The following is a 21,325-nucleotide window of genomic DNA, read 5'->3' as shown; positions in this document are numbered from 1 at the left end:
TGTATCTACTTATATTAAATGGGATTACTACGTGTTGAACGCAGGAATGCGTGTCAGCACTTTAGCCGACACGCTATCAGTGATTAATGGTTTACTAATGTTAAACCACTTGGCAAAGCATCACCAAATACACGTTTAGACTCGCTCTCAGATAGTTCTTTCACTTCTTCTACCAGAGATAACCAAGAGTCTGGAACTTTGCTTTGTTTGAGTTTGGTGATGACTTCCGCTCTGAAACTGTCTGAAATATCGAATAAGCGGTCACCGGTTTTACGACAAATCATCACAGCTGCGAAGGCGATCATTGGCTCTTTTTGCCAGTTTTGTTCTAGTAGTTTAGGCAACCATTGTTCTGCTTGTTCACGGGGAATCACACTATGCTGGCTACCATATAATGGCGTTCGAGAGGCCAATCGACCGAGAGCCCACCAGTGCGCTTGCTCAAACTGATTATGGTTGATTGCTTTACTTAAACACCAAGAAGCAAGCAACACTTTGTCTTCCACTTCTAAATGTTCAAGTGACGCCGCTAAACGAACCATCGACTCGTAGCCCATATCTTGAGCAGCCTTTGCAGATTGTGGGTTTTTCATTGCACCAGGGTGCAGATATTTTGCAATATCAGCCAATATAGTTTCTTGTTGCTCTTGGCTTAAACCTCCTGCTATACGACGCCAAAATACCCACCAATCGGTCCAGCCTTGATGGTTTTTGAACTGAATGCCTTGTTGATAGAGTCCCCAAACTTGTTCAATACGCCAAGAATCGGTGGCATCACCAAAACCTGGGCGAAGCGAAAAGCCAGCGAGTCTCAGCCAGTTTTTTTCGTGTGGCTCAGAGCGGCGGCGACGCTTACGTCCTAGTGCAAAGGAATCGAAAAGATGGCGAAGAGTAGGGAAGTCCCATTCTTCACGTTTTCCGAGCTTTTTCTCGAGTTCCTTGGCAAGTGTTTTAATCTCTTTTGAGTCTGCACTTTTTTTGTTGCCACTGTATATACGAGACACAAGCTCCTTACATTCGGCAAGGCGAGGGTGTAAGTCTTGTTGTTGCTCTTCTTCTACTTTTTGATTGCGTACTTCGAATTCTAACTCCCATCGTTTTGAATCATCTTCAACGTTGACGCATTCCATTTTTAGCGTGCCGACTTCGGTTAATTGACAAGCGAGTTGCACCTCTACTCGCTCTTTTTGGTTCGCTTTAAGCTCAACACCTTCACCTTCTAACGTGGATATATAAGGTGGAAGTGGAGCGAATAGATCAGGGTCGATGTCGACCATGACACCATTTTGGATAGCGGTGTTATTGGTCAGAGTGTCGTGTGTTGTAGTGAGTAAGTTAAACCGAACTGGTTCACCAAGAGTAAGCGAGAATCGACGTCCGCTAAGGCGAATTTCGTGGCCTTCTTCGGTCCCTTTCGATAGTAGGCACAAGGCTTTGCCCATCTTATTCTTTTCTTGAAGGTGTAAGAAGTATGAACGAGCAGCACCACCACCAATCTTCAATTGAGCGCCACGACGAGCTTTACCAAAGGCAACTGCACCTAATGCAACGGACCAGTCTGGGTGCGGGTTATCTAACACCGTTACTGGCTCTCCACGCCAATTGCCTAATAAGCTTGTAACACGCTCGGCTACCAACTCACTATTAAACACACCGCCATTGAGCAGCAGCCCAACCGGGATAGCTGGTTTCGATTGGTCTTCTTGATTCAAGGCAGAGTACGAAACTTGCTGGTGCTGATTTAGAAATTCAGCTACGTGCTTGCTGACAGCAGGATCGGCGACGTAAGGTAGTCCAAATTCAACTACTGCACTACGGCGCTTATCTGGTGTTTGCTCGAAATCACTCAGAGGAAAGAAACCATCAAGTGCGATTTGATGAACTTCTTGTTTTGAAAGGCCAATACTCTTGGTACCGCCAAGTAGCTTAGAACCACTACCTAACATGGTAATTTTGACTTCGTCTGGTGCGTTTGCAGCCAGTAGGTTTTCTTTCGCTTTACGAGTCTGCTGAATTAGCTTAGTTAGGCTAGCTGCATTGAGTTTTTTGGATTGGTTAAAGCGAGTTTCAGCTAGGTGAGCAAGGGCTAAGTCTAGGTTATCGCCACCTAGCATTAAGTGTTCACCGACACCAATACGATCCAGCGCTAGCGCATCATTTGAATCGAAGCTTGCTTCAATCAAACTCAAGTCGGTTGTACCACCACCCACATCACAAACCAAAATTAGCGGTAACTGCTTAAGTTCTTCAGCGGCGCTCTGTTGGTGACGAGCGTACCAGTCATAGCAAACGGCTTGCGGTTCTTCTAGCAGAACAATCTTGTTAAGTCCTGCAAGTTGAGCGGCTTCGAGAGTAAGTTTACGCGCAGTTTCATCGAATGATGCCGGCACAGTGACTACCACGTCTTGGTCTTCAAGTTTGTTACTTGGATTGCGATAGTTCCAAGCTTGGCGAATATGATTTAAATAGCTCGCACTGGCAATAACGGGTGAGACTTTGTCGACATCAGTAGCACCTGCCCAAGGAAGAATATCACTGCTGCGATCTACCCCTTGGTGAGATAGCCAACTCTTGGCGCTCGATACCTGGCGGCCTTCCACTTTAGCGCCAAGTTCACGAGCCCATTCTCCAACGATGACATGTTTGATGTCTCCCGCTACTGGTACTGGTTCCCAAGGTAGGGTTAGGTCAGAAGGAGAAATTTGCCCCTGCGCAGGATGGTAACGGAATGAAGGTAGAAGTGGTTTTCGAACCACTTCACCCGGGCCAATTAACTGGTCAATTTCAAAGAGGGATACTTCGGATTGCTGTAGGTCGTCGGTTATTTCACAGAATGCGACAACCGTATTGGTTGTACCTAAATCAATACCAACAAGAAAACGAGGAGATGCCATACAAATCCTTACTTTGCCAATGTGATGACGGATTCTAATTATAAAAGTACGGCACCCTTATAGGTGCCGCACATTGATTAATGTTGTTCGTTGTCTGCGACGTTAGTGTCTTCACGTACATCGAACTCAACATGCCATTTCTGGCCGTTGTCGGTTGCGATAGCTTCTAGGTAAAGCGTACCTAATTCTGTCACTCTTGATGCTAATGTCACTGGGACGACTTCACCTTCACGACGACCTTCTGATACAGGAAGTGTCACTTGAATCTCAGGCAACTCTTCTAGCTCATCAGGGCCCCAATGATCAAGATGAGTACCTTCTACATCTTCACGTCTTACTGTTGACCCGAAGAACTGAAAGTTAACAGGCTGACCAATGATCAAACCAAATTCTTGGCTAGGAACATCGACACTTGAGCCTTCTTCCATACCGAATGGCGCAACACAAAGTGCTTCCATTGGAGGAGCCATGCCTGGAATAGCAGGCATAGCGCTCTCAATACCAACATAGTAGCAGGAAGCGATACCGCCACGAATTCGAACACCCTGACCTCGGCGCACTGAGCCGTAGTATGATGCGCCACTAGCGACAGCAAGATCCAAATCAACACCTGTCAGACGCTTCGCCATTTCTGTGTCAGCGCTGAGTAGCCATTCGTTGATCGTGTCTTCTAGGCGAGTTGCTAACAAAGTTGATTTCAGGACACCACCATTGAACAAAATAGCGGTTGGTTTAATGAAATCAGCTGATGCTGGTTCACCGCCCATACCTGGCATGTTTGCAAATGGATTAAAGTCTTGAGCTGGTGCAGTTTCACCATTTTGCGCGTTGGCTTGTTTCGTTAAGAACGCAGCAATATGACGAGTAATCCCCGCATCTTGAGCATATGGCAGCCCCATTTGTGTTAATGCACCACGGTTACGTTGAACGGGATGCTCAGTTACCGCAATCTGTGGGAAGAAGCCATCAACAAGTGTTTGCTGTACTTCTTGCTGTGTTAATTCAGTCTTTAGTGTCGAGCCTAATAGCTTAGAACCACGGCTAGGAACAACAATTGGCACTGATTGCAGTTCACTATCATTTAATAGCGCTTCTTTTGCATCACGACAAGCATGTGTCATCGCTTGAACTTGCCATGGCTGTAGCTCTTTACCTTCTTGAGCGAGCTTCATTTTCAGGCGGTAAGCAAGGGCTAAGTCCATGTTGTCACCACCAAGTAGGATATGTTCACCTACCGCGATACGATTTAGGGTTAGGTTGCCTTCATCTTCCGTTACTTCAACTAAAGAAAGGTCAGTAGTACCACCACCGATATCAACAACTAAAACAATATCCCCGACAGAGACTTCATCACGCCATTTGTCGTTGCTGTTGTCGATCCAGTTGTAAAGGGCAGCTTGAGGCTCTTCAAGAAGTGTTAGATGTACAAAACCAACGTTGCGAGCAGCTTCAGCTGTCAGGTCGCGAGCGGCTGGATCAAAAGATGCTGGTACAGTGATTGTGACATCTTGGTCAGCAAGTGGATTACTTGGGTTTGCATGATCCCATGCTTGCTTTAGGTGCTCTAAGTAAAGCTCAGTTGCGCGTAGTGGTGATACCTTTTCAACTTCTTCTGGGCTACCCGCAGGTAAGAAAGCATCACGTCGATTAACACCACCATGGCATAACCATGACTTCGCACTAGCAATAAGACGGATAGGTGTCTTTGCACCAAGGTTACGCGCAATTGCACCGACCAAAGCAGTTGGCTCTGATGACCAAGGTAGTACACGAGATGAAGGATTCATTTCGTGTTCGTGTGGTTGGTATAAGAAAGAACCTAGTTGGCTACGTGTTTCGACAGTACCTGGTGCAGTCAACTGGGGAATCGGCATTACTTCAACACGAGCTTCTTCTTGCGTTGTATCCACATAAGACAATACGCAGTGAGTCGTACCCAAGTCGATACCTACGCTAAATTTAGGCGTTTCAGAAATCGAAGCTTGTTGTTCTACATTTTGGTGTTCCATTACAGCTCAACCTCAGCTGGTGCAATAACAGAAGCGTCGTAGTTTTCAGCTAGCTTAGGTAGGTTCATTGAACTTGCTTTCCAACCTTTATGTACCAATGTACCGTTGAAAGGTGCGCTACCTGTTACGTTACCTGTTAGGCGAACTTCTTGAGGGTTGAAACCTTCTTGGACAGTGATTCGAGTCTCTTCGTCTTCGCTGCGAATATGCTCAAGCGTTACATAGTCACTCAGTACTTTTTGGCCACCGGTGTGAATAACGCGAGCCGCAGCGCCAACTTCTTCGTCAGAGAACGAAGTAAGGTCTTCTTTCAAGAAGTCAATTAGACGGGCTTCTTGTTGCATGATAGAAAGTAGCTGCATCGCTGAATCTGTTGATGCTGTTGCTAGTTTTGATTCTACTTCGACGACTTTCTCGATAACTTTTTCTACTTCGACAACTTTTTCAACTTCAACGATCTTTTCGACTTCTTTCTCTACTTCAACGATTTTTTCGACTGGTTTCTCAACCACTTTTTCGATCACTTTTGGTTTACGAGAAACCGCAATGAGAAGTAAAAGAACACTTGATGCAGTTAGACCTGCATGAAGCATATCGAACGTTTGAGGGATCATTTGTAAATCGAACGTCATGACAATTCTCTTATGTTTTAGTTTACTGAGAGATTAGCTCAATCTCTGCTGTGGCTCTCTAATGAATTCAAGAGCCCATTTAATCTGATAAATTGGGGCTGATAGTACCATAATCAAGGTATCGTCCGGCTACAAAAACAGGTCTAATCTTACGTTTGAACGACTAATTGGTTTGTTTTTGAGCTAATTGCTAGGTTGAATAGCGTCAAAGATCATAGAAACGAACGAATTTAGTGCGAGTAAGCGATTGTGCTTTCAGTCAGTAAAATTATATGACTAAAATGTAGGGTCATTTTAGATTGGCTTAAACCTACAAGGCTTTATGCAACGATTTACTCAAAAGAAGTTCTTATACCCAGCACTTACTTTCATTTTTACCGTTTTGGTTACAACCTATGCGGTGCACTTTGTTTACCAAACCCAAGTTGATCATACCGTTTCCATGGTAAATAAATTGGCGGATCAACAGGCTGAAAACTTACAGCAAGTGGTTGAAAGTGATCTGCATTTTATCGGAGCAGGGGCGAATTTCTATCATTCTACAGAACGCGATAATTGGAGTCGGTTCCCTGTGTTCGCAGAAGAGTTGGTTTCTCAGTCAGAAACACTGATAGCATTACAATGGATGCAGCGGGTTGAGGAACAAGATATATCTCGGCATATCAATGATGTACGCGGTACTTTTCCTGGTTTTGAGCTCTATACGATTCCTAAAGATGGTCCAAAGACTTATGGCTATATTATGCCAGATAATGAGCCAATCTATGTAGCGTCTGACATTTACCCTCGTAATGAAGCTAACATCGGCTTGCTTGGCTTTTATTCTTCTCGACTTCGCTTCCAACTCGTACTAGATGGATTGACAGCAACTGGTGAGCCCAACGTATCTGATAAAGTGAGGCTTCTTCAAGATGGTCTCGATAAAAACCTGCAAAAGACTGGCATGTTGGTGTATCACCCAGTTTTTGATATCGACAATGATCAAGAGCTTATAGGGGTGGTTGTCGGTGTGATTCGCACTACGCACTATTTTGAAGGGTTGATTAAGCGCACTGCAACCGAGCAAGACTTACTGATCAAAGTTATCGATATGGGCTTCGATGCAGAAGACGACCCTATTTTGTATCAAAGCGATGCATGGGATAGTACCGAGGGCATAGAGATCACTAAGCGAGTCACACTACCTAACCGAGAGTGGCTGGTCGATTTTAAACTGGTTAACAGCGTGACGGACAATGAACGTTTCGTATTGACATGGATTACGATCGCGGGATTTGTTATTGCAGCTCTGTTGAGCTACATCGTACTACTCCTTGTACGCGAAAAAGAGCACCTAGCATTGCTTCTTGATGAACGTACCAAAGAGCTACGCTTTATGGTTGACCATGATTCTTTGACGGGCTTATACAACCGACGCGCGTTCAACCGTTTTTTATCCGACCAAGTCGAAAGAGAGCAGACTTTTGCTTTAGTCGGCTTCGATATCGATAAGTTTAAATCAATCAATGATCATTTCGGCCATGTTGCTGGTGATGAAATGCTGGTGTTTGTGGCTAATACCGTCCAAGCTCTGTTAGACGAAGGGGATATTTTTGTCCGTATGGGCGGAGATGAGTTCTGCATTATTACGACAACCGTCGATCCTGATAAATTGTTTGCTTACTTAAACAATATATGTCGAGTGGTAGCAAGCTCAACTCATGTGTTTGGCGAAAATAAAATACGCTGCACTCTGAGCGTTGGTGCAGCTATCCGAATGTTGGAAACAGAGGAGCAGATCCTTCAAGCTGCCGATGCACAACTCTACAAGAGTAAGCAGGCAGGGCGCAACTGTGTCACAGTTGCGGATTAACTGACCAGTTAAATGATGAATGGTCGAGTTTTGCGTGATTCTCATGTAGAATTTTGCGCTTTGTGAATTCTTTGAACATAGGCAAATCATGAACCATAACCGTGTAGTTTGTTTCGATTTAGAGATGTGCTGTTGGAATGAAAACGGTGTCGGTACGACAGGCGAAATTATCGAAGTAGGACTAGCTGAAATTGATCTTGTCAGTGGCGAGATTGTTAAGCGCGCTCAATACTACGTGAAACCTGAGCATGATGAAGTCTCGCTATTTTGTTCTCAGTTGACGGGTATCACGCCTCGTAAAATCGAAAAGCAAGGTCGCCCACTCGAAGAAGTGCTCAAATCGATGGTTAAGAACTTTGGCGGAGCAAACAAGATCTATGCGGCTTGGGGTCGTGATGATCGTGTTTTGGTGAAAGAGTGCCAAGATAAAGGCATAGAAATGCCATTTAAAGAGTTTATTAACTTAGCGACCTTGTATCGCATTCAACATCGCTTGAAAGATAAGCGTATTGGTCATAAAGCGGCACAAGAAGCGAAAGGTATTGAGTGGGAAGGGCGCCAACATTCTGGTTACGTTGATGCGTACAACTTAGCAAAGCTCGCATTAACGATGCTTTAGAAAACAGAGGGAGCGGAGTGCTCCCTTTTTTGTGTCTAGCGCTTTGGTTCTGTCACGGACAGCTTAGCTCGGATAAAGTCACTATGGTCGACGTAAAGCAGCTCGGCAGTTTTACGAATCACGGAATCTTCAAGCGGGTCAATCTCACCATCAGCATGAGCAACTTCCCACATTGCTTTAATTAACTCAAAGCGAGTTTCTTGGCTAAGCTCACGCAACTGCGATGTAAAATCATAGAGGGAGGCGGAATCTTTACTGCGAGACTCTGCACGTGACAAAAGCGTTTGTGCGTTTGTTTCATCAATAGAAAGCAACCTAGCGAGCAACTGCCTTTTTGCTTCAACTTCTACCTGATCGATTTGGTGATCTGCACCGGCAACTTCACAAAGTAAGCAAGCAATAGCGAGATTCGTGTCAGGCTGAGCACTCTGGCCTAAGTCATTTCCTTCGAGCAGTTGTTTGAATAAAGAAGTAATAGAGTTGAGCATATATCGAGCCTTTATTGTGTTCTTATAGTTATAGATAGTGCTTATCGAACGACAACTCAAGGCTCTTTACAGAAACCTTACTTTTCTTCTATTGGTGGAAAGTCCCACTCGACGCCGTCTCCGGTCAATATCGACACTCGTTCTGGTTTGCCTCGGCTATCGAGCTTCAACTCACCAATCGCACTAGTATTAACAAGTCTACGGCGCCCAGATGTATTTGGATCTCTCTTCTTAATTTTCAGCCTCTTACGTTTGGTGAAAAAGTTAAGCGGAGAGCGCGGTGAATAGAGCAGGCGATCGGCATGATCGCACCCAGCTAGAAGTGGTTCTGGGAACTGATTTTTAAACCCGCTACATGTGATTTGATAGATGTTAGGACTATTACGTCGGAATCGTAATTTGATGTCATAAGCAAAAGAGTAATGGACATCGCCGGACAAAATGACAAAGTTAGTGGGTGTTTTTGTGTGGGTGAAGATACTTAGCAACGTATTGGCACTGCCTGGGTGGGCCATCCAGTTTTCCGCGTCGATTAACAGTGGTTGGCCAGCCATTGTTGCGGCTTTTTGCATCGCCTCAATGACTTTCACACCAAACATCGGCGCTGCAGAGACGACAATGACTTTATCTTGGTGCATCAATTCATGTTGGAACTCAATTAATGCTTCCCAGTCCATCAAACCAGAAGGTTTATTCATTCTCGATTCTGAACGCCAGCGGCGAGTTCGGGTGTCTAGCACCACTACCTTAGGGGAGGTATGAATCGTATAGTGCCAACGCTCGAAAGTGTAAAGATATTGAATAAATTCATCCTGATAACGCTCGCCAGGTTCAGATAAGAATTGAGAGGCGACAGACATGAATTCCTGATTGAAATTGTCCGGCTCATTCCCCCAGCCTTGGCACAGCCAATAAGCAATTAAAGCGTTACCGATGATTCGGTTAGAAAAAGGATTACTGTAGGCGGCCTTTTCCCAACCAATGGTTAAGTTCCAATCGTCAGTCACGTCATGATCATCAAAGATCATATAGGTCGGGATATGAGCAAACAGGCGCTGTACTTTTGGCAATCCGGCAATGAATTCGGCCATGACATGTTTTTCATCTCGCCACTGCTGTTGCCATTTAGGTTCGAGTGTCTGACCTGCCTGAGTAAAATGCTCGTCATGCAGTCGAGCTGGGTTTAGGTATGGCCATAAAGTAGGGGACCAAACCAAAAGGTACATGGCGAAAAACTCAGAAAATGTGACTAGATGGTTTTCACAATCACGCGAGCTGAAAATTGGTGTATTTCGATGCGGAAAGAGTTTGGTCAATAAATTTCCATCATCGACATAATGAGGGAGGAGCTTATCGCGCCCATAGTAACAATTCGCATGGGCAAACAACTCTGAACCTGAAGATATAGGCGCATCTGAGTATGTCTCATCGGGGAGGCCAAGTAACTCAATCGTTTGGATTATGGCGTCGAGCGTTGGTCCGGCAACATGGTCGGCGTAAATTTGATCTCCGCTCATCATGAGCATATCAGGGCGTTGTTCTATAGACTGCTGAGCAAGTTTGTTGTCGGCACTGACAAGCGCATCTGGGCTAGGGTGATGAGGATTACGACATGAACCATGAAGAATATAGTCAGCTTGAGTCGAAATCTTGAAGGTAAATCGAGTTTCATCGCCATAGAGTAGCTCTGGGTATAATTGGCTCAGTTCTCCTTGTGTGGTATGGAACTCGTAGCTAAGTGCAACGTTAGCAGGGAACTCACCTCGAAAGTGAGCCAAAGTAACAAAGCAGTGCGTACCAATTTGTAACTGCTGGCAGCTCGATAAGTCTTCACGATAAATCTCGCCTAGCGCAGGTTCTAAATGGAGCGAAAAATCCCCTTCAAGCGGTTCACTGGTGACTAGCCAAAATACCAGTTCATTGGACGTGACTTTACGTAGAATCGGGCCTGCAATTAGGAAAGGTAAACTTTTTTTCATTCACTACTCAGTTGGTTCTTCGGGTACTTCAGGGTCTTCAAGTATTTCGATGATTTCTGAACTCGAAAGTTCATGCCCCATTAAAAACAGCGCTAACATTGCGTCAGCTTTGGTTTTAACGTCTTCATTATCCATCAAGATTTGTTCGAAGCGATGGCGAATCATGTCAACTTCATGCTCAACAAAACCACGACCTTCTTCTTCACCTTGAATATCTTCAGGAGCAGAGTCAAACTCAAGAAACATCAATTCTCCATTTAGCGAAGCGTTGACTAAACGTTCAGGTAGCCACTCTTCACCCGTCACGAGATCAGGGTCGCTATCTTCAGGCAACGAGTTGAGTAATCTTTTTAATTCTGAGGCTTTCACTATTTTTTGATTTGATGGATTATATATTCATATTTTAACGACCAATTGCTAATAAACATAAGTATTAACTGGTTTAATTGGTCAGAATTTGAGTGGCTTCGGTACTTTTGGACAAAAAATGTCAAATTATAAGCGATTAGCAGCGTTAGTATTAGCAAGTAGTGGGTTAGGTTCGGTTTCTATTCAAGCTGAAGAAATGTCTGCGGTACCTGAGCAAGACTGGGGTATTGCGGCGGTTTATCGAACAGCGTCAATCCCTTTTGATACCCAGGATCGTGATCAGACGGTCGGTACATTTGTGCCTATGATGTTCTTTAGAAATGAGCATGTCTTTATCAATGGACTTGAGGGGGGGGCCTACCTCTACGAAACAGAGGATGAGCAATTTCAGTTCAACGCTTTAATGCGTTTGAGGTTTGTAGATCTCCCAGCTTCAGCACAAAATGAAAATGAAGGTGATGCGATTGATTTTGGTGGTCAACTCCGATACCGCATTAATGATGAGTGGACGTTAGATACCGAGGTCTTGGCGGACAAGGACTTTCGTTTTCATGGTAATTTAACCGCCACTGGGGAATATGAATTTGGCGATTGGGAGCTTACCCCTCACGCTACGCTGCGTTACAAAGACGCGGACTTTAATAGTGAGTATTATGCCTTCTCTACCTATACCGATGAACGTGTCGGTGGAGGCGTTGATTTGAACGTTGGGGTAAGTGCTCGCTATCACGTCTACTCAAATTTGTACCTGCTTGGTGCAACCAGTGTGACTCGCCTAGACGATAAAGCGTATGACTCATCTGCTGTTGAAGACCGTTATCAAGGTGAATTCTATATTGGTTTTGGCTTCTTCAATGATAAGAGTAAACCTAAAAAGTCAGAGTTAACCAATAAGCGTTATGTGCGCATCGCTCATGGTTGGGCTACACCTTCCAATATTGGAGACATCATGAAGCTCAATACGGAAAAAGACCCGAACAACAACCAAATGACCTCATTCTTTTATGGGCATCCATTAACTGATGAGCTATTTGGTTTGCCTATCGATATCTACTTTACTCCTGGTGTTGCGCATCATTGGTCTTCAAGTGTTCAGTCGTCTTCAACTGAATACATCGCAGCTATCAAAGCTTACTATACCTTTGATTGGCCTACGAAGTGGCGCTTTGGTGTGGCTGAAGGTATGTCATACATCGATAACATTACTTATATCGAAGACACTGAGATGCAAGAGAAGGGGTACACACCTAGCAACCTTCTCAACTATTTAGACTTCTCGTTGGATATGAATGTGGGTGATTTAATTAATAACCGAGATTTAGACAATATGTGGGTGGGTTACTCTCTGCATCACCGCAGTGCTATCTTTGAGCAAGCTTCTCAATATGGACGTATCAAAGGTGGTAGTAACTACAACTCAATTTATGTTCAGTTTGATTTCTAAAACTTGAAGAGAAAAGGCCGCAGATAAGTGTTTATCCGCGGCCTTTTTGTAAACGATAAATTGTTTTAGAAGTGGAATTCAGCGCTTAGTGCGTAGCTGTTTTCAACTATTTTTGCTTCATACTGGGTGTACTCTAATGCCACTCGAGCAGGGCCAATCTTCACACCAGCACCGACACCATAGTAAATATCGTTGGTATCTTTGATGTTGTTTTGGAAGTGACCAACACCAAGACGGCCGTATACATCAAAGATAGTAATTGGTAGAGATACCTTTGCACTTGCTAGCCAAGCGTTAGAGTAAACGTGCTCGAAATCCTTGTGAGTGTCGACGAAATCAGCATAACCACCCTCAATAGAAAGCAGTGAATTAAATGCGTAACCTGCGTATAGGTTGTATCCACTGTTAGTGTCGCTTAGGTCTAGTGAATCACTTTTGACTTGGTAGTCAGAGTAAAGGTAGCTCGCGCCAATGTATGGGTTAGCTAATGTTTGAGTAGCGAAAAGAATGGCTGCAATAGGTAGTAATTTAGTTAGTTTCATCATGTCTTTCAAAATAGTAGTTAATGTTTGTATCAAAATGGTTTAGTTGAATAGGAACAAAGGTTTCCCTTGTTCAATACGAATCATGTTGAGCTTGAACTTCGTATCTTCTATTCGTTTACGTTGCTCCCTGCTGGCCGCCAAATTCCTTTTTTTTCTTATCCGGCCCTGAAGTGAATAGATGCTTTCTAAGACATCTCTCGTTTCATCATCTGTCATAACTGACTCTGCTTTAGGGTTTTGCTTATTAACGCTGCACTGAGAAGAGGACTTATTTCCTTCCCAAGCGGACGGCGCTTATAGTCGTTTTTAACTGGTTGAGAGACATAAAAAGAGAATCAAATAAATATAAAGAAGAGATAAATTGCATAATAAACAGATAAATATCTTTTATTATCAAATGGTTATAAGTTTGTGTTTTTTGGTGGGAGATTCGAGGCATTAAGCTTGTTTTTATTCCTTAAGGCTGAAATTGATGTGAACTTTACCTGTGCACCGCGGCTTTTGAGTGGGTAAACAACTGTTCTAACCGATTTTATTGTGAGGTGTGATACAATTCGCGCAGTTTTGTAGACAGTAAAAATAGGTAATGCTTTGACTTCGTCACAGCCAGAAAATAATAAGCAAACAGCACACGCGAATAATGCGACTTCTCTTCGCAAAGCGCTTAATGAGTGTATGTTGCGAGATAGATTTCGCCTGAGTAAGCGCATTAGCGGTGCAAGTAAGATTAAAAAAGAATCATCCCGCAATGCTGTGTTCGATGAAATCGCCTTAGATATCGCTAAATCAATGATGGAAGCTGAGCAACGTAGCAATGCTCAGCCTACTATCGAGTACCCAGAAATCCTGCCGGTCAGTCAGAAAAAAGATGACATCGCAAAAGCGATTGAAGAAAACCAAGTGGTCATCGTCGCGGGCGAAACAGGTTCTGGTAAAACCACTCAGTTACCAAAAATTTGTGCCGAGCTTGGCCGTGGTAAGTTTGGTCTAATTGGCCATACACAGCCTCGCCGTCTGGCTGCTCGTTCGGTTGCGAACCGTATTGCTGAAGAGATGGAAACGAAACTTGGTGAGTTTGTCGGTTATAAGGTTCGATTTAACGATCAAATCTCCGAGAACACTCAAGTTAAGTTGATGACTGATGGTATTTTGCTAGCTGAAATCCAGCATGATCGCTATTTAAATCAATACGATACAATTATCATTGATGAAGCTCACGAACGTAGTTTGAACATTGACTTCATTCTTGGTTACTTGAAAGAGTTGTTGCCACGTCGCCCTGACCTGAAGGTTATCATCACATCTGCGACTATCGACCCTGAACGTTTCTCTAAACATTTCAGTAATGCACCGATTATTGAAGTCTCTGGTCGAACTTACCCTGTTGATACTCGTTATCGCCCACTTCGCGGTGATGATGATGTTGATCGTGACCAACTTGAAGGGATTTTTGAAGCTGTCGATGAGCTGTGTGATGAAGGTTTAGGTGACATCCTAATTTTCATGAATGGTGAACGTGAGATTCGTGACACCGCTGATGCATTGTCGAAACGTAACTTAAAATCGACTGAAATTGTTCCTCTATACGCGCGTTTGTCTGCAGGTGAGCAGAACAAGATCTTCCAACCCCATGCAGGTCGCCGAATTGTATTAGCTACAAACGTAGCAGAAACGTCATTAACTGTTCCTGGTATTAAATACGTTATTGACCCAGGTACTGCACGTATTTCTCGCTATAGTTACCGTACTAAGGTTCAGCGTCTACCGATCGAACCTATTTCTCAAGCGAGCGCGAATCAACGTAAAGGTCGATGTGGTCGTGTGGAAGAGGGTATCTGTATCCGACTTTATTCAGAGGATGATTTCGAGTCACGCCCTGAATTCACCGATCCAGAAATCCTGCGTACTAACTTAGCGTCGGTAATTCTACAAATGACGGCTTTGGGCCTTGGTGATATCGAAGCCTTCCCATTTGTTGAAGCGCCAGACAAGCGCAATATCCAAGATGGCGTGCGTCTGCTAGAAGAGCTTGGTGCGATTAATGCGGCTGCAAAAGATCCTAAGAAGCGACTGACTTCAATTGGTCGTCAGTTAGCACGTTTGCCGATCGATCCGCGCTTAGCTCGTATGGTTTTGGAGTCGCCAAAATACGGTGCGACCAAAGAGCTAATGATCATTGCTTCAGCACTGTCTATTCAAGACCCACGCGAACGCCCAAGTGATAAGCAACAGTCGTCAGATGATAAACACAAACGTTTCTTCCATGAAGAGTCGGACTTTCTGACATTTGTGAATCTTTGGGATTACATTCAAAAGCAGCAAAAGAAACTGTCCGGTAATCAGTTCCGAAAACAGTGTAAGCAAGACTACTTGAACTACTTACGCGTGCGTGAGTGGCAAGATGTTTACTTCCAGCTCCATCAATCTATGCGCGAGATGGACTTTAAGCTGAACGATGAGCCAGCGAGCTATCAAGGCGTTCATTCCGCTATTCTTGTTGGTCTTCTTTCTCATATTGGTATGAAAGACCAAGAGAAGAATGATTATCAAGGTGCGCGTAACGCTCGCTTCCACATATTCCCAGCATCAGGTCTGTTTAAAAAACAGCCTAAGTGGATTATGTCTGCGGAGTTGGTGGAAACCTCAAAACTATGGGGACGCATCATCGCCAAGATTCAGCCTGAATGGATTGAACCGCTGGCTAAGCACCTGATCAAACGCAGCTACAGCGAGCCTCATTGGTCGAAGAAGCGTGCTGCAGTTATGGCGCACGAAAAAGTGATGTTGTATGGAGTGCCGATTGTACCTAAACGTTTGGTGAACTATGGCAGCATTGATCCTACAGTTAGCCGAGAAATCTTTGTTCGCAGCGCCTTGGTTGAAGGAGAATGGGAAACCAAACATCCGTTCTTTAAACAAAACCGTAAGCTATTACGAGAAGTAGAAGAGCTAGAACATAAATCACGTCGCCGCGACATTTTGGTCGACGACGATGAATTATTCGACTTTTATGACCAGCGAGTAGGCACCGAAGTTGTCTCAGGTAAACATTTTGATACTTGGTGGAAAAAAGCATCAAAAGAGAATGCTGAACTACTGAATTTCGAAAAAGAAATGCTGTTTAAAGGCGATGCGAGTCATGTTACCGATCTCGATTATCCTAACTTCTGGCACCAGAATGGACTGAAACTAAAACTAAGTTATCAGTTTGAACCAGGCGAGGATAACGATGGTGTAACGGTGCATCTACCTCTACCGATTTTGAATCAAGTTGAGCCTGGAGGCTTTGATTGGCAAATCCCAGGTCTACGTCATGAGCTCGTAGTAAGCTTGATTAAGTCGCTACCAAAAACGATTCGTAAGAACTTTGTACCAGCGCCAAATTATGCTGATGCATTCTTAGCGCGTGCGACAGCGATGGAAGCACCACTTCTAGACTCTTTGGAAAAAGAGCTTCGCCGTATGACGGGTGTTGAGGTATTACGTGAAGATTGGAAAATGGAACAAGTTCCTGACCACTTGAAGGTAACGTTCCGCGCCGTTGATCATCGTAATCGTAAGTTAAAAGAGAATCGTGATCTGCATGAACTAAAAGAAAGTCTCAAAGAAAAAGTTCAAGAGACTTTGTCTAAAGTTGCCGATGACGATATTGAACAGCAAGGGCTACATACTTGGAGCTTTGGTGAACTGCCAAAAGTGTATCAGCAAAAACGTGGCGGTTATGACGTTAAAGCGTACCCGGCGATTGTTGATAGCAAAGATAGTGTTGAGATAAAGCTCTACGAAACAGAATATGAGCAAGTTACAGCCATGAAAGCTGGTCAGCGTCGCTTGATCTTGCTTAATGTTCCGTCACCAATTAAGTATCTACACTCTAATCTGCCGAACAAATCTAAGCTTGGTTTGTACTTTAACCCTTATGGAAAAGTACTCGACCTGATCGATGACTGTATTGCGTGTGGCGTAGACAAGCTTATCGAAGAGAAAGGCGGTATTGTTTGGGAGTCTGAACAGTTTGATGCGTTAAAAGAGCACGTCCGAGCAGAGTTAGGTGACACTGTGGTAGAAATTGCACAGCAAGTCGAGACTATTCTGACGACCGCATTTAACATCAACAAGAAGTTAAAAGGTAAGATTGATTTCACAATGGCATTTGCGCTGTCAGATATCAAAGCTCAAATTGAAAGCTTGATCTTTAAAGGCTTTGCGACGGAATGTGGTTGGAAACGTCTACCTGACATTTTACGTTACATGAAAGCGATTGAGCGTCGAATGGAAAAACTGCCAATCGACCCTAATAAAGATCGTTTACATATGCTGAAAATCGAATCAGTCACGAATGATTACAAAGAGTTATTGAACAAGATACCAAAAGGTGTTGCTGTTCCTGACAATGTAAAAGAAGTTCGTTGGATGCTGGAGGAGTTGCGAGTGAGTTATTTTGCACAGCAACTAGGTACGCCTTACCCAGTGTCGGACAAACGAGTGAAAATGGCTATAGATGCTTGTTAGGCACATTAGTTGCATAATTATTGGGTATCAATCGGAATTTTGACTATACTGGCAGAGGCTTGCCGTGGCAGCCTCTGTTATAAATAACTAGAGAAGGTTTATTATGAAAAAGACACTACTAGCGCTAGCTCTTATCGGCGCGTCAGCTACAGCTTCTGCTGATTCTTGGATTTACGGTAGCGCAAGTGTAGGTCAAGCAGATCTGGGCAATGAATCATCAACTTCGTACAATGTTCACGTTGGTACGGGTATTCTTCCTTTCATTGGCCTAGAAGCGGGTTACCAAAACTTTGGTGATTTCGATAATGTTACTTACGGTAGCCAAGTTATGGACCTAGAAGGTTCTGCAGTTTACTTCGCAGCTAAGCCAAGCATTGATTTTGGTCCTCTGCATGTATACGCAAAAGCAGGTCTACACTCTTATGAGCTAAACCAAACAAATGGTAACTTCAGTGAAGACGAAATCGACATGATGTATGGTGTTGGTGCTGAATACTTTGTTATGGGCCCTCTATCTCTAGGTGCTAGCTACAACGTATTCTCTATGAAAGAAGAAGACGTAAAGAACTTCTCTCTTAACGCGACATTCCACTTCCTATAATGAATGTGCGAGAATGATTTCAAAAGCCTGACTCCGGTCAGGCTTTTTTTATGTGTTTTCGTCATTAGCCTATGTATCACAACGCACACTATTAAGCCTCATCACTTGCGAAAGTAATCTATGCCCCAATAACTTATGTTAGAGCGCTAACGTATTGGTGAAAAGGAACCTAAATGCAACCAACATCAAATCTCGAGTCAGAAAGCTCCCAAGCCCCGAAGAAGAATCTTGCAATCCTTTTTGAGCTGTTGAAGTTTATTCAGCCATACCGTGTAAAAGTTGGCGCAGCATTAGTCGCCCTTATCTTTACGGCATCTTTAACGCTTACCGTGGGGCACGGTGTGCGAATATTGATTGACCAAGGCTTTGCACAGCAATCAACGTCCGAGTTGGGCAGCGCGATTGGATTTATATTGTTGGTCACGGTTTTAATCTCTATAGGTACGTTCTTTCGCTTCTATTTGGTGTCATCGGTTGGGGAACGAGTCAGTGCCGACATTCGACTTGCAGTGTTCGACCATATTGTGACGCTTCATCCAAGCTACTTTGAGACTAATGGTAGCGGCGACATCATGTCACGAATCACCACAGATACAACCTTGCTGCAAAGTATTATCGGCTCTTCGTTTTCCATGGCGATGCGCAGCGCACTCATGTGTGTTGGCGCTATCATTATGTTGTTTGCTACCAACATCAAATTGACTCTTATTGTCTTAGCTTCAGTACCGTTTGTTTTAGTACCAATACTGTTTTATGGCCGACGAGTTCGAGCCTTGTCTCGTCAAAGCCAAGACTCTATGGCTGATGTTGGTAGTTATGCTGGTGAGGCAATCGAACACATTAAAACAGTACAAAGTTATAGCCGAGAATCTGAAGAGAAAAACTATTTTTCGCAAGAAGTAGAGAAAGCATATGAAATTGGTCGTAAACGGGTAAAGCAGCGAGCAATTTTAATTTCTGGTGTGATTGTTATCGTGTTTAGCGCGATCTCTGGCATGTTATGGGTTGGGGGAAGCGACGTAATTAATGGCACAATGTCGGCAGGTGATCTTGGCGCTTTCGTCTTTTATGCCATTATGGTTGCCTCGTCTTTGGCGACCATTTCTGAAGTTATGGGAGAATTGCAAAGGGCTGCTGGAGCGACAGAACGTTTGGTTGAAATTCTTCACGTAAAGAGTGACATCATCGCTCCAGAGGCACCTGTTGACTCAGTTTCGTTGACTAAGTCTCAAGTGTGCTTTAATGGTGTGACTTTTCATTATCCATCTAGGCCAGATACTCCGGCTATTGAAGATTTAAGCTTAATGGCAGAAGAAGGTAAAGTTCTGGCGTTAGTTGGTCCATCAGGAGCGGGTAAAAGCACCTTGTTTGAACTGTTGCAACGCTTCTATGACCCGCAACAAGGGGAGGTGCTGCTCGGTGATGTCGATGTCCGAGATATAGCCCCAAATGAATTGCGTGAGCAGATGGCGTTAGTGCCTCAACAGCCCGCGTTGTTTAGCAACGATGTGTTCTACAATATTCGCTATGGCAATCCTAGCGCCAGCGATGAAGAGGTTATTGAAGCTGCTAAGAAAGCTCACGCACACGACTTCATTATGAAGCTTCCAGAAGGTTACAATAGTTTCTTAGGTGAACGTGGGGTTCGTCTTTCTGGTGGTCAGCGACAACGAATAGCAATTGCTCGCGCGATTTTAAAGGACCCTAAAATACTTCTGCTTGATGAAGCAACCAGTGCATTAGATAGTGAAAGTGAACATCATGTTCAACAAGCGTTAGATGAGCTCATGCGAAATCGAACCACCATTATTATTGCTCATCGATTATCTACGATTAAACACGCAGATAAAATTGCTGTTTTTGAACATGGTAAGCTGGTGGATTTAGGTAATCATAAGAAGTTGATGGCGGGTTGTGAGTTATACCAACGGTTGGTTGAGCTTCAGTTTAAGCATTTAGACTCAGAATAAATCGTGATCAGTTAAGCTTATGTATTCATCTTGAACGTATACAAGAGTGAATTCTTGAAGAGATAGCTCATGTCGACAAAACAAAGAAACATTCCAACTCATCGTATTTCACGCTTTGGAAAGCTCGCAACACTGGCGACTCGTGTTGCGGGTAACGTATTAACCGAAGGGACCATGCAGTTAGCAAAGGGACAAAAACCTAAAGCAAAAGATCTGATCTTGACTCCGGCTAATATCTCCAGACTAACTAAGCAATTAGCTCATTTACGTGGGGCTGCCATGAAGCTTGGCCAAATGCTTTCGATGGATGCGGGTGATGTCTTAGAGCCGGAGCTCGCTGATATTTTGGCGAGATTGCGCTCAGACGCGGATCCGCTACCATCAAAACAGCTCAATAAGGTGCTAGAAGATGCTTTGGGAGCAGATTGGAAAAGTCAGTTCACGGCTTTTAATTTTAAGCCAGTAGCTAGTGCGTCAATAGGCCAAGTTCATCAAGCTTATAATGATGATGGTGAGAAGATCGCAGTTAAAGTCCAGTATCCGGGTATCAAAAAGAGTATCAATAGCGATGTGGACAATGTCGGGACCTTGCTCAATATTGTCGGCCTAATTCCAGACTCTGTGGATTATAAGGGGCTGTTAGAGGAAGCAAAAAAACAGTTACATGATGAAGCCGATTATCAGCGTGAAGCGGATTTTGCACAGCGTTATCACCAAGCTCTTGCAAATACTGACCACTTTGTCGTGCCTAATATCCATGAATCGATAACATCGTCATCTGTATTGGCAATGGACTTCCTTGAAGGGATCTCAATAGAAACGGTAGAAACTCTAGCCCAGAATGAGCGTGACCTTGTGATGCATCGGCTGCTCGAACTGATGTTTAGAGAATTGTTTGATTTTAAGATGGTTCAAACTGATCCAAATTTTGCCAATTACCTTTATATGCCAGAAACAAAGCAGATCGGATTACTCGATTTTGGTGCGACTCGTGAATATAGCAACAGATTCAGCGATGGTTACCGCCACGCGTTTTCGTCAGTATTGAAACAAGATGAAGTCGGATTGGATCAAGCGTTGACTCAAATAGGATTCTTTAGCCAAGATATTTTACCGGATCAGCGCCAAGCAATTCTAAATCTAGTTAAACTTGCGTGTGAACCTATGTTGGTGGATGAAGATTATGATTTCAAAGCCAGTGGTTTAGCTCAACGTCTTAGAGAAGCTGGGACAATACTAAGCATGGAGCAAGATTACTGGCATACGCCACCTGCTGATGCCTTGTTCTTACATAGAAAAATTGCTGGTATGTATCTTCTTGCTGCCCGTTTGGGTGCAAAAGTAAATATCCACCAATTAGCTATGCCTTACTTAGATGTCTGATTTATGATTAACAGCGATTAAAAAAGCC

14 protein-coding genes are annotated in these 21,325 nt (G+C 43.8%); 7 read left to right on the top strand and 7 right to left on the bottom strand.

Annotated elements, in window-relative coordinates:
• Positions 1-83 precede the first annotated feature (83 nt).
• The 3 genes from AAFX28_RS18305 to AAFX28_RS18295 form a co-directional block, all read right to left on the bottom strand.
• Positions 84-2,894 (bottom strand): Hsp70 family protein, encoded by a 2,811-nt coding sequence (locus AAFX28_RS18305; RefSeq protein ID WP_408689791.1) that lies wholly within the window; start codon positions 2,892-2,894, stop codon positions 84-86.
• Positions 2,895-2,971: 77 nt separating this feature from the next.
• Positions 2,972-4,903 (bottom strand): Hsp70 family protein, encoded by a 1,932-nt coding sequence (locus AAFX28_RS18300; RefSeq protein WP_408689789.1) that lies wholly within the window; start codon positions 4,901-4,903, stop codon positions 2,972-2,974.
• The gene (locus tag AAFX28_RS18295; protein WP_408689788.1) at positions 4,903-5,535 is read right to left on the bottom strand and encodes a DUF2760 domain-containing protein; all 633 of its coding nucleotides are present in this window, start codon (positions 5,533-5,535) and stop codon (positions 4,903-4,905) included. The genes AAFX28_RS18300 and AAFX28_RS18295 overlap by 1 nt, the downstream gene beginning before the upstream one ends.
• A 322-nt stretch (positions 5,536-5,857) precedes the next feature.
• Here AAFX28_RS18295 and AAFX28_RS18290 point away from each other — a divergent pair, with 322 nt between their 5' ends.
• Together AAFX28_RS18290 and AAFX28_RS18285 are read left to right on the top strand one after the other, a co-directional pair.
• A complete protein-coding gene (locus AAFX28_RS18290; RefSeq protein ID WP_408689786.1) occupies positions 5,858-7,387 on the top strand; it encodes a diguanylate cyclase domain-containing protein in 1,530 nt (509 codons plus the stop codon).
• An 88-nt stretch (positions 7,388-7,475) separates the two neighbouring features.
• Entirely contained in the window at positions 7,476-8,006 is a 531-nt protein-coding gene (locus AAFX28_RS18285) for an exonuclease domain-containing protein (RefSeq protein WP_408689785.1), read from the top strand.
• 35 nt (positions 8,007-8,041) lie between these two features.
• Here the strand turns inward: AAFX28_RS18285 and AAFX28_RS18280 are convergent, their stop codons facing one another.
• The 3 genes from AAFX28_RS18280 to AAFX28_RS18270 form a co-directional block, all read right to left on the bottom strand.
• On the bottom strand, positions 8,042-8,494 hold the full coding sequence (locus tag AAFX28_RS18280) for a TerB family tellurite resistance protein (protein ID WP_408689783.1): 453 nt from the start codon (positions 8,492-8,494) through the stop codon (positions 8,042-8,044).
• 77 nt (positions 8,495-8,571) lie between these two features.
• Positions 8,572-10,473, bottom strand: coding sequence for an alkaline phosphatase D family protein (locus AAFX28_RS18275; RefSeq protein ID WP_408689781.1), 1,902 nt, complete (start codon positions 10,471-10,473; stop codon positions 8,572-8,574).
• 3 nt (positions 10,474-10,476) lie between these two features.
• Complete coding sequence (locus AAFX28_RS18270; protein WP_408689779.1) at positions 10,477-10,842, bottom strand: hypothetical protein; 366 nt, start codon at positions 10,840-10,842, stop codon at positions 10,477-10,479.
• Positions 10,843-10,960: 118 nt separating this feature from the next.
• Here AAFX28_RS18270 and AAFX28_RS18265 point away from each other — a divergent pair, with 118 nt between their 5' ends.
• Complete coding sequence (locus AAFX28_RS18265; RefSeq protein ID WP_408689778.1) at positions 10,961-12,286, top strand: MipA/OmpV family protein; 1,326 nt, start codon at positions 10,961-10,963, stop codon at positions 12,284-12,286.
• A gap of 65 nt (positions 12,287-12,351) precedes the next feature.
• On the opposite strand, the gene AAFX28_RS18260 is transcribed toward AAFX28_RS18265, so the two are convergent.
• Positions 12,352-12,828 carry a porin gene (locus AAFX28_RS18260; protein WP_408690902.1) on the bottom strand — a complete coding sequence of 159 codons (477 nt, stop codon included), beginning with the start codon at positions 12,826-12,828 and terminating at the stop codon, positions 12,352-12,354.
• Between the two features lie 678 nt (positions 12,829-13,506).
• Between AAFX28_RS18260 and hrpA the strand changes: the two genes are divergently transcribed.
• The 4 genes from hrpA (at position 13,507) to AAFX28_RS18240 (ending at position 21,297) form a co-directional block, all read left to right on the top strand.
• Complete coding sequence (gene hrpA / locus AAFX28_RS18255) at positions 13,507-17,343, top strand: ATP-dependent RNA helicase HrpA (protein WP_408690901.1); 3,837 nt, start codon at positions 13,507-13,509, stop codon at positions 17,341-17,343.
• A 103-nt stretch (positions 17,344-17,446) separates the two neighbouring features.
• A complete protein-coding gene (locus tag AAFX28_RS18250) occupies positions 17,447-17,944 on the top strand; it encodes a porin family protein (RefSeq protein WP_408689777.1) in 498 nt (165 codons plus the stop codon).
• Positions 17,945-18,117: 173 nt separating this feature from the next.
• Positions 18,118-19,914 (top strand): ABC transporter ATP-binding protein/permease, encoded by a 1,797-nt coding sequence (locus tag AAFX28_RS18245; protein WP_408689775.1) that lies wholly within the window; start codon positions 18,118-18,120, stop codon positions 19,912-19,914.
• A 69-nt stretch (positions 19,915-19,983) separates the two neighbouring features.
• Positions 19,984-21,297 (top strand): ABC1 kinase family protein, encoded by a 1,314-nt coding sequence (locus AAFX28_RS18240; RefSeq protein ID WP_408689774.1) that lies wholly within the window; start codon positions 19,984-19,986, stop codon positions 21,295-21,297.
• The last annotated feature ends 28 nt before the right edge of the window (positions 21,298-21,325 follow it).

It is taken from the genome of Vibrio sp. TBV020 (assembly GCF_046056895.1).
Lineage (GTDB): Bacteria > Pseudomonadota > Gammaproteobacteria > Enterobacterales > Vibrionaceae > Vibrio.
This window is presented reverse-complemented; position numbering and strand designations above follow the sequence as displayed.

Bases quoted from the DNA above. Each gene is read 5' to 3' on its own strand.
- AAFX28_RS18295 (WP_408689788.1), bottom strand. From the start codon at position 5,535: ATGACGTTCGATTTACAAATGATCCCTCAAACGTTCGATATGCTTCAT.
- AAFX28_RS18300 (WP_408689789.1), bottom strand. From the start codon at position 4,903: ATGGAACACCAAAATGTAGAACAACAAGCTTCGATTTCTGAAACGCCT.
- AAFX28_RS18265 (WP_408689778.1), top strand. From the start codon at position 10,961: ATGTCAAATTATAAGCGATTAGCAGCGTTAGTATTAGCAAGTAGTGGG.
- hrpA (WP_408690901.1), top strand. From the start codon at position 13,507: ATGTTGCGAGATAGATTTCGCCTGAGTAAGCGCATTAGCGGTGCAAGT.
- AAFX28_RS18305 (WP_408689791.1), bottom strand. From the start codon at position 2,894: ATGGCATCTCCTCGTTTTCTTGTTGGTATTGATTTAGGTACAACCAAT.
- AAFX28_RS18285 (WP_408689785.1), top strand. From the start codon at position 7,476: ATGAACCATAACCGTGTAGTTTGTTTCGATTTAGAGATGTGCTGTTGG.
- AAFX28_RS18275 (WP_408689781.1), bottom strand. From the start codon at position 10,473: ATGAAAAAAAGTTTACCTTTCCTAATTGCAGGCCCGATTCTACGTAAA.
- AAFX28_RS18245 (WP_408689775.1), top strand. From the start codon at position 18,118: ATGCAACCAACATCAAATCTCGAGTCAGAAAGCTCCCAAGCCCCGAAG.
- AAFX28_RS18250 (WP_408689777.1), top strand. From the start codon at position 17,447: ATGAAAAAGACACTACTAGCGCTAGCTCTTATCGGCGCGTCAGCTACA.
- AAFX28_RS18290 (WP_408689786.1), top strand. From the start codon at position 5,858: ATGCAACGATTTACTCAAAAGAAGTTCTTATACCCAGCACTTACTTTC.
- AAFX28_RS18280 (WP_408689783.1), bottom strand. From the start codon at position 8,494: ATGCTCAACTCTATTACTTCTTTATTCAAACAACTGCTCGAAGGAAAT.
- AAFX28_RS18240 (WP_408689774.1), top strand. From the start codon at position 19,984: ATGTCGACAAAACAAAGAAACATTCCAACTCATCGTATTTCACGCTTT.
- AAFX28_RS18260 (WP_408690902.1), bottom strand. From the start codon at position 12,828: ATGAAACTAACTAAATTACTACCTATTGCAGCCATTCTTTTCGCTACT.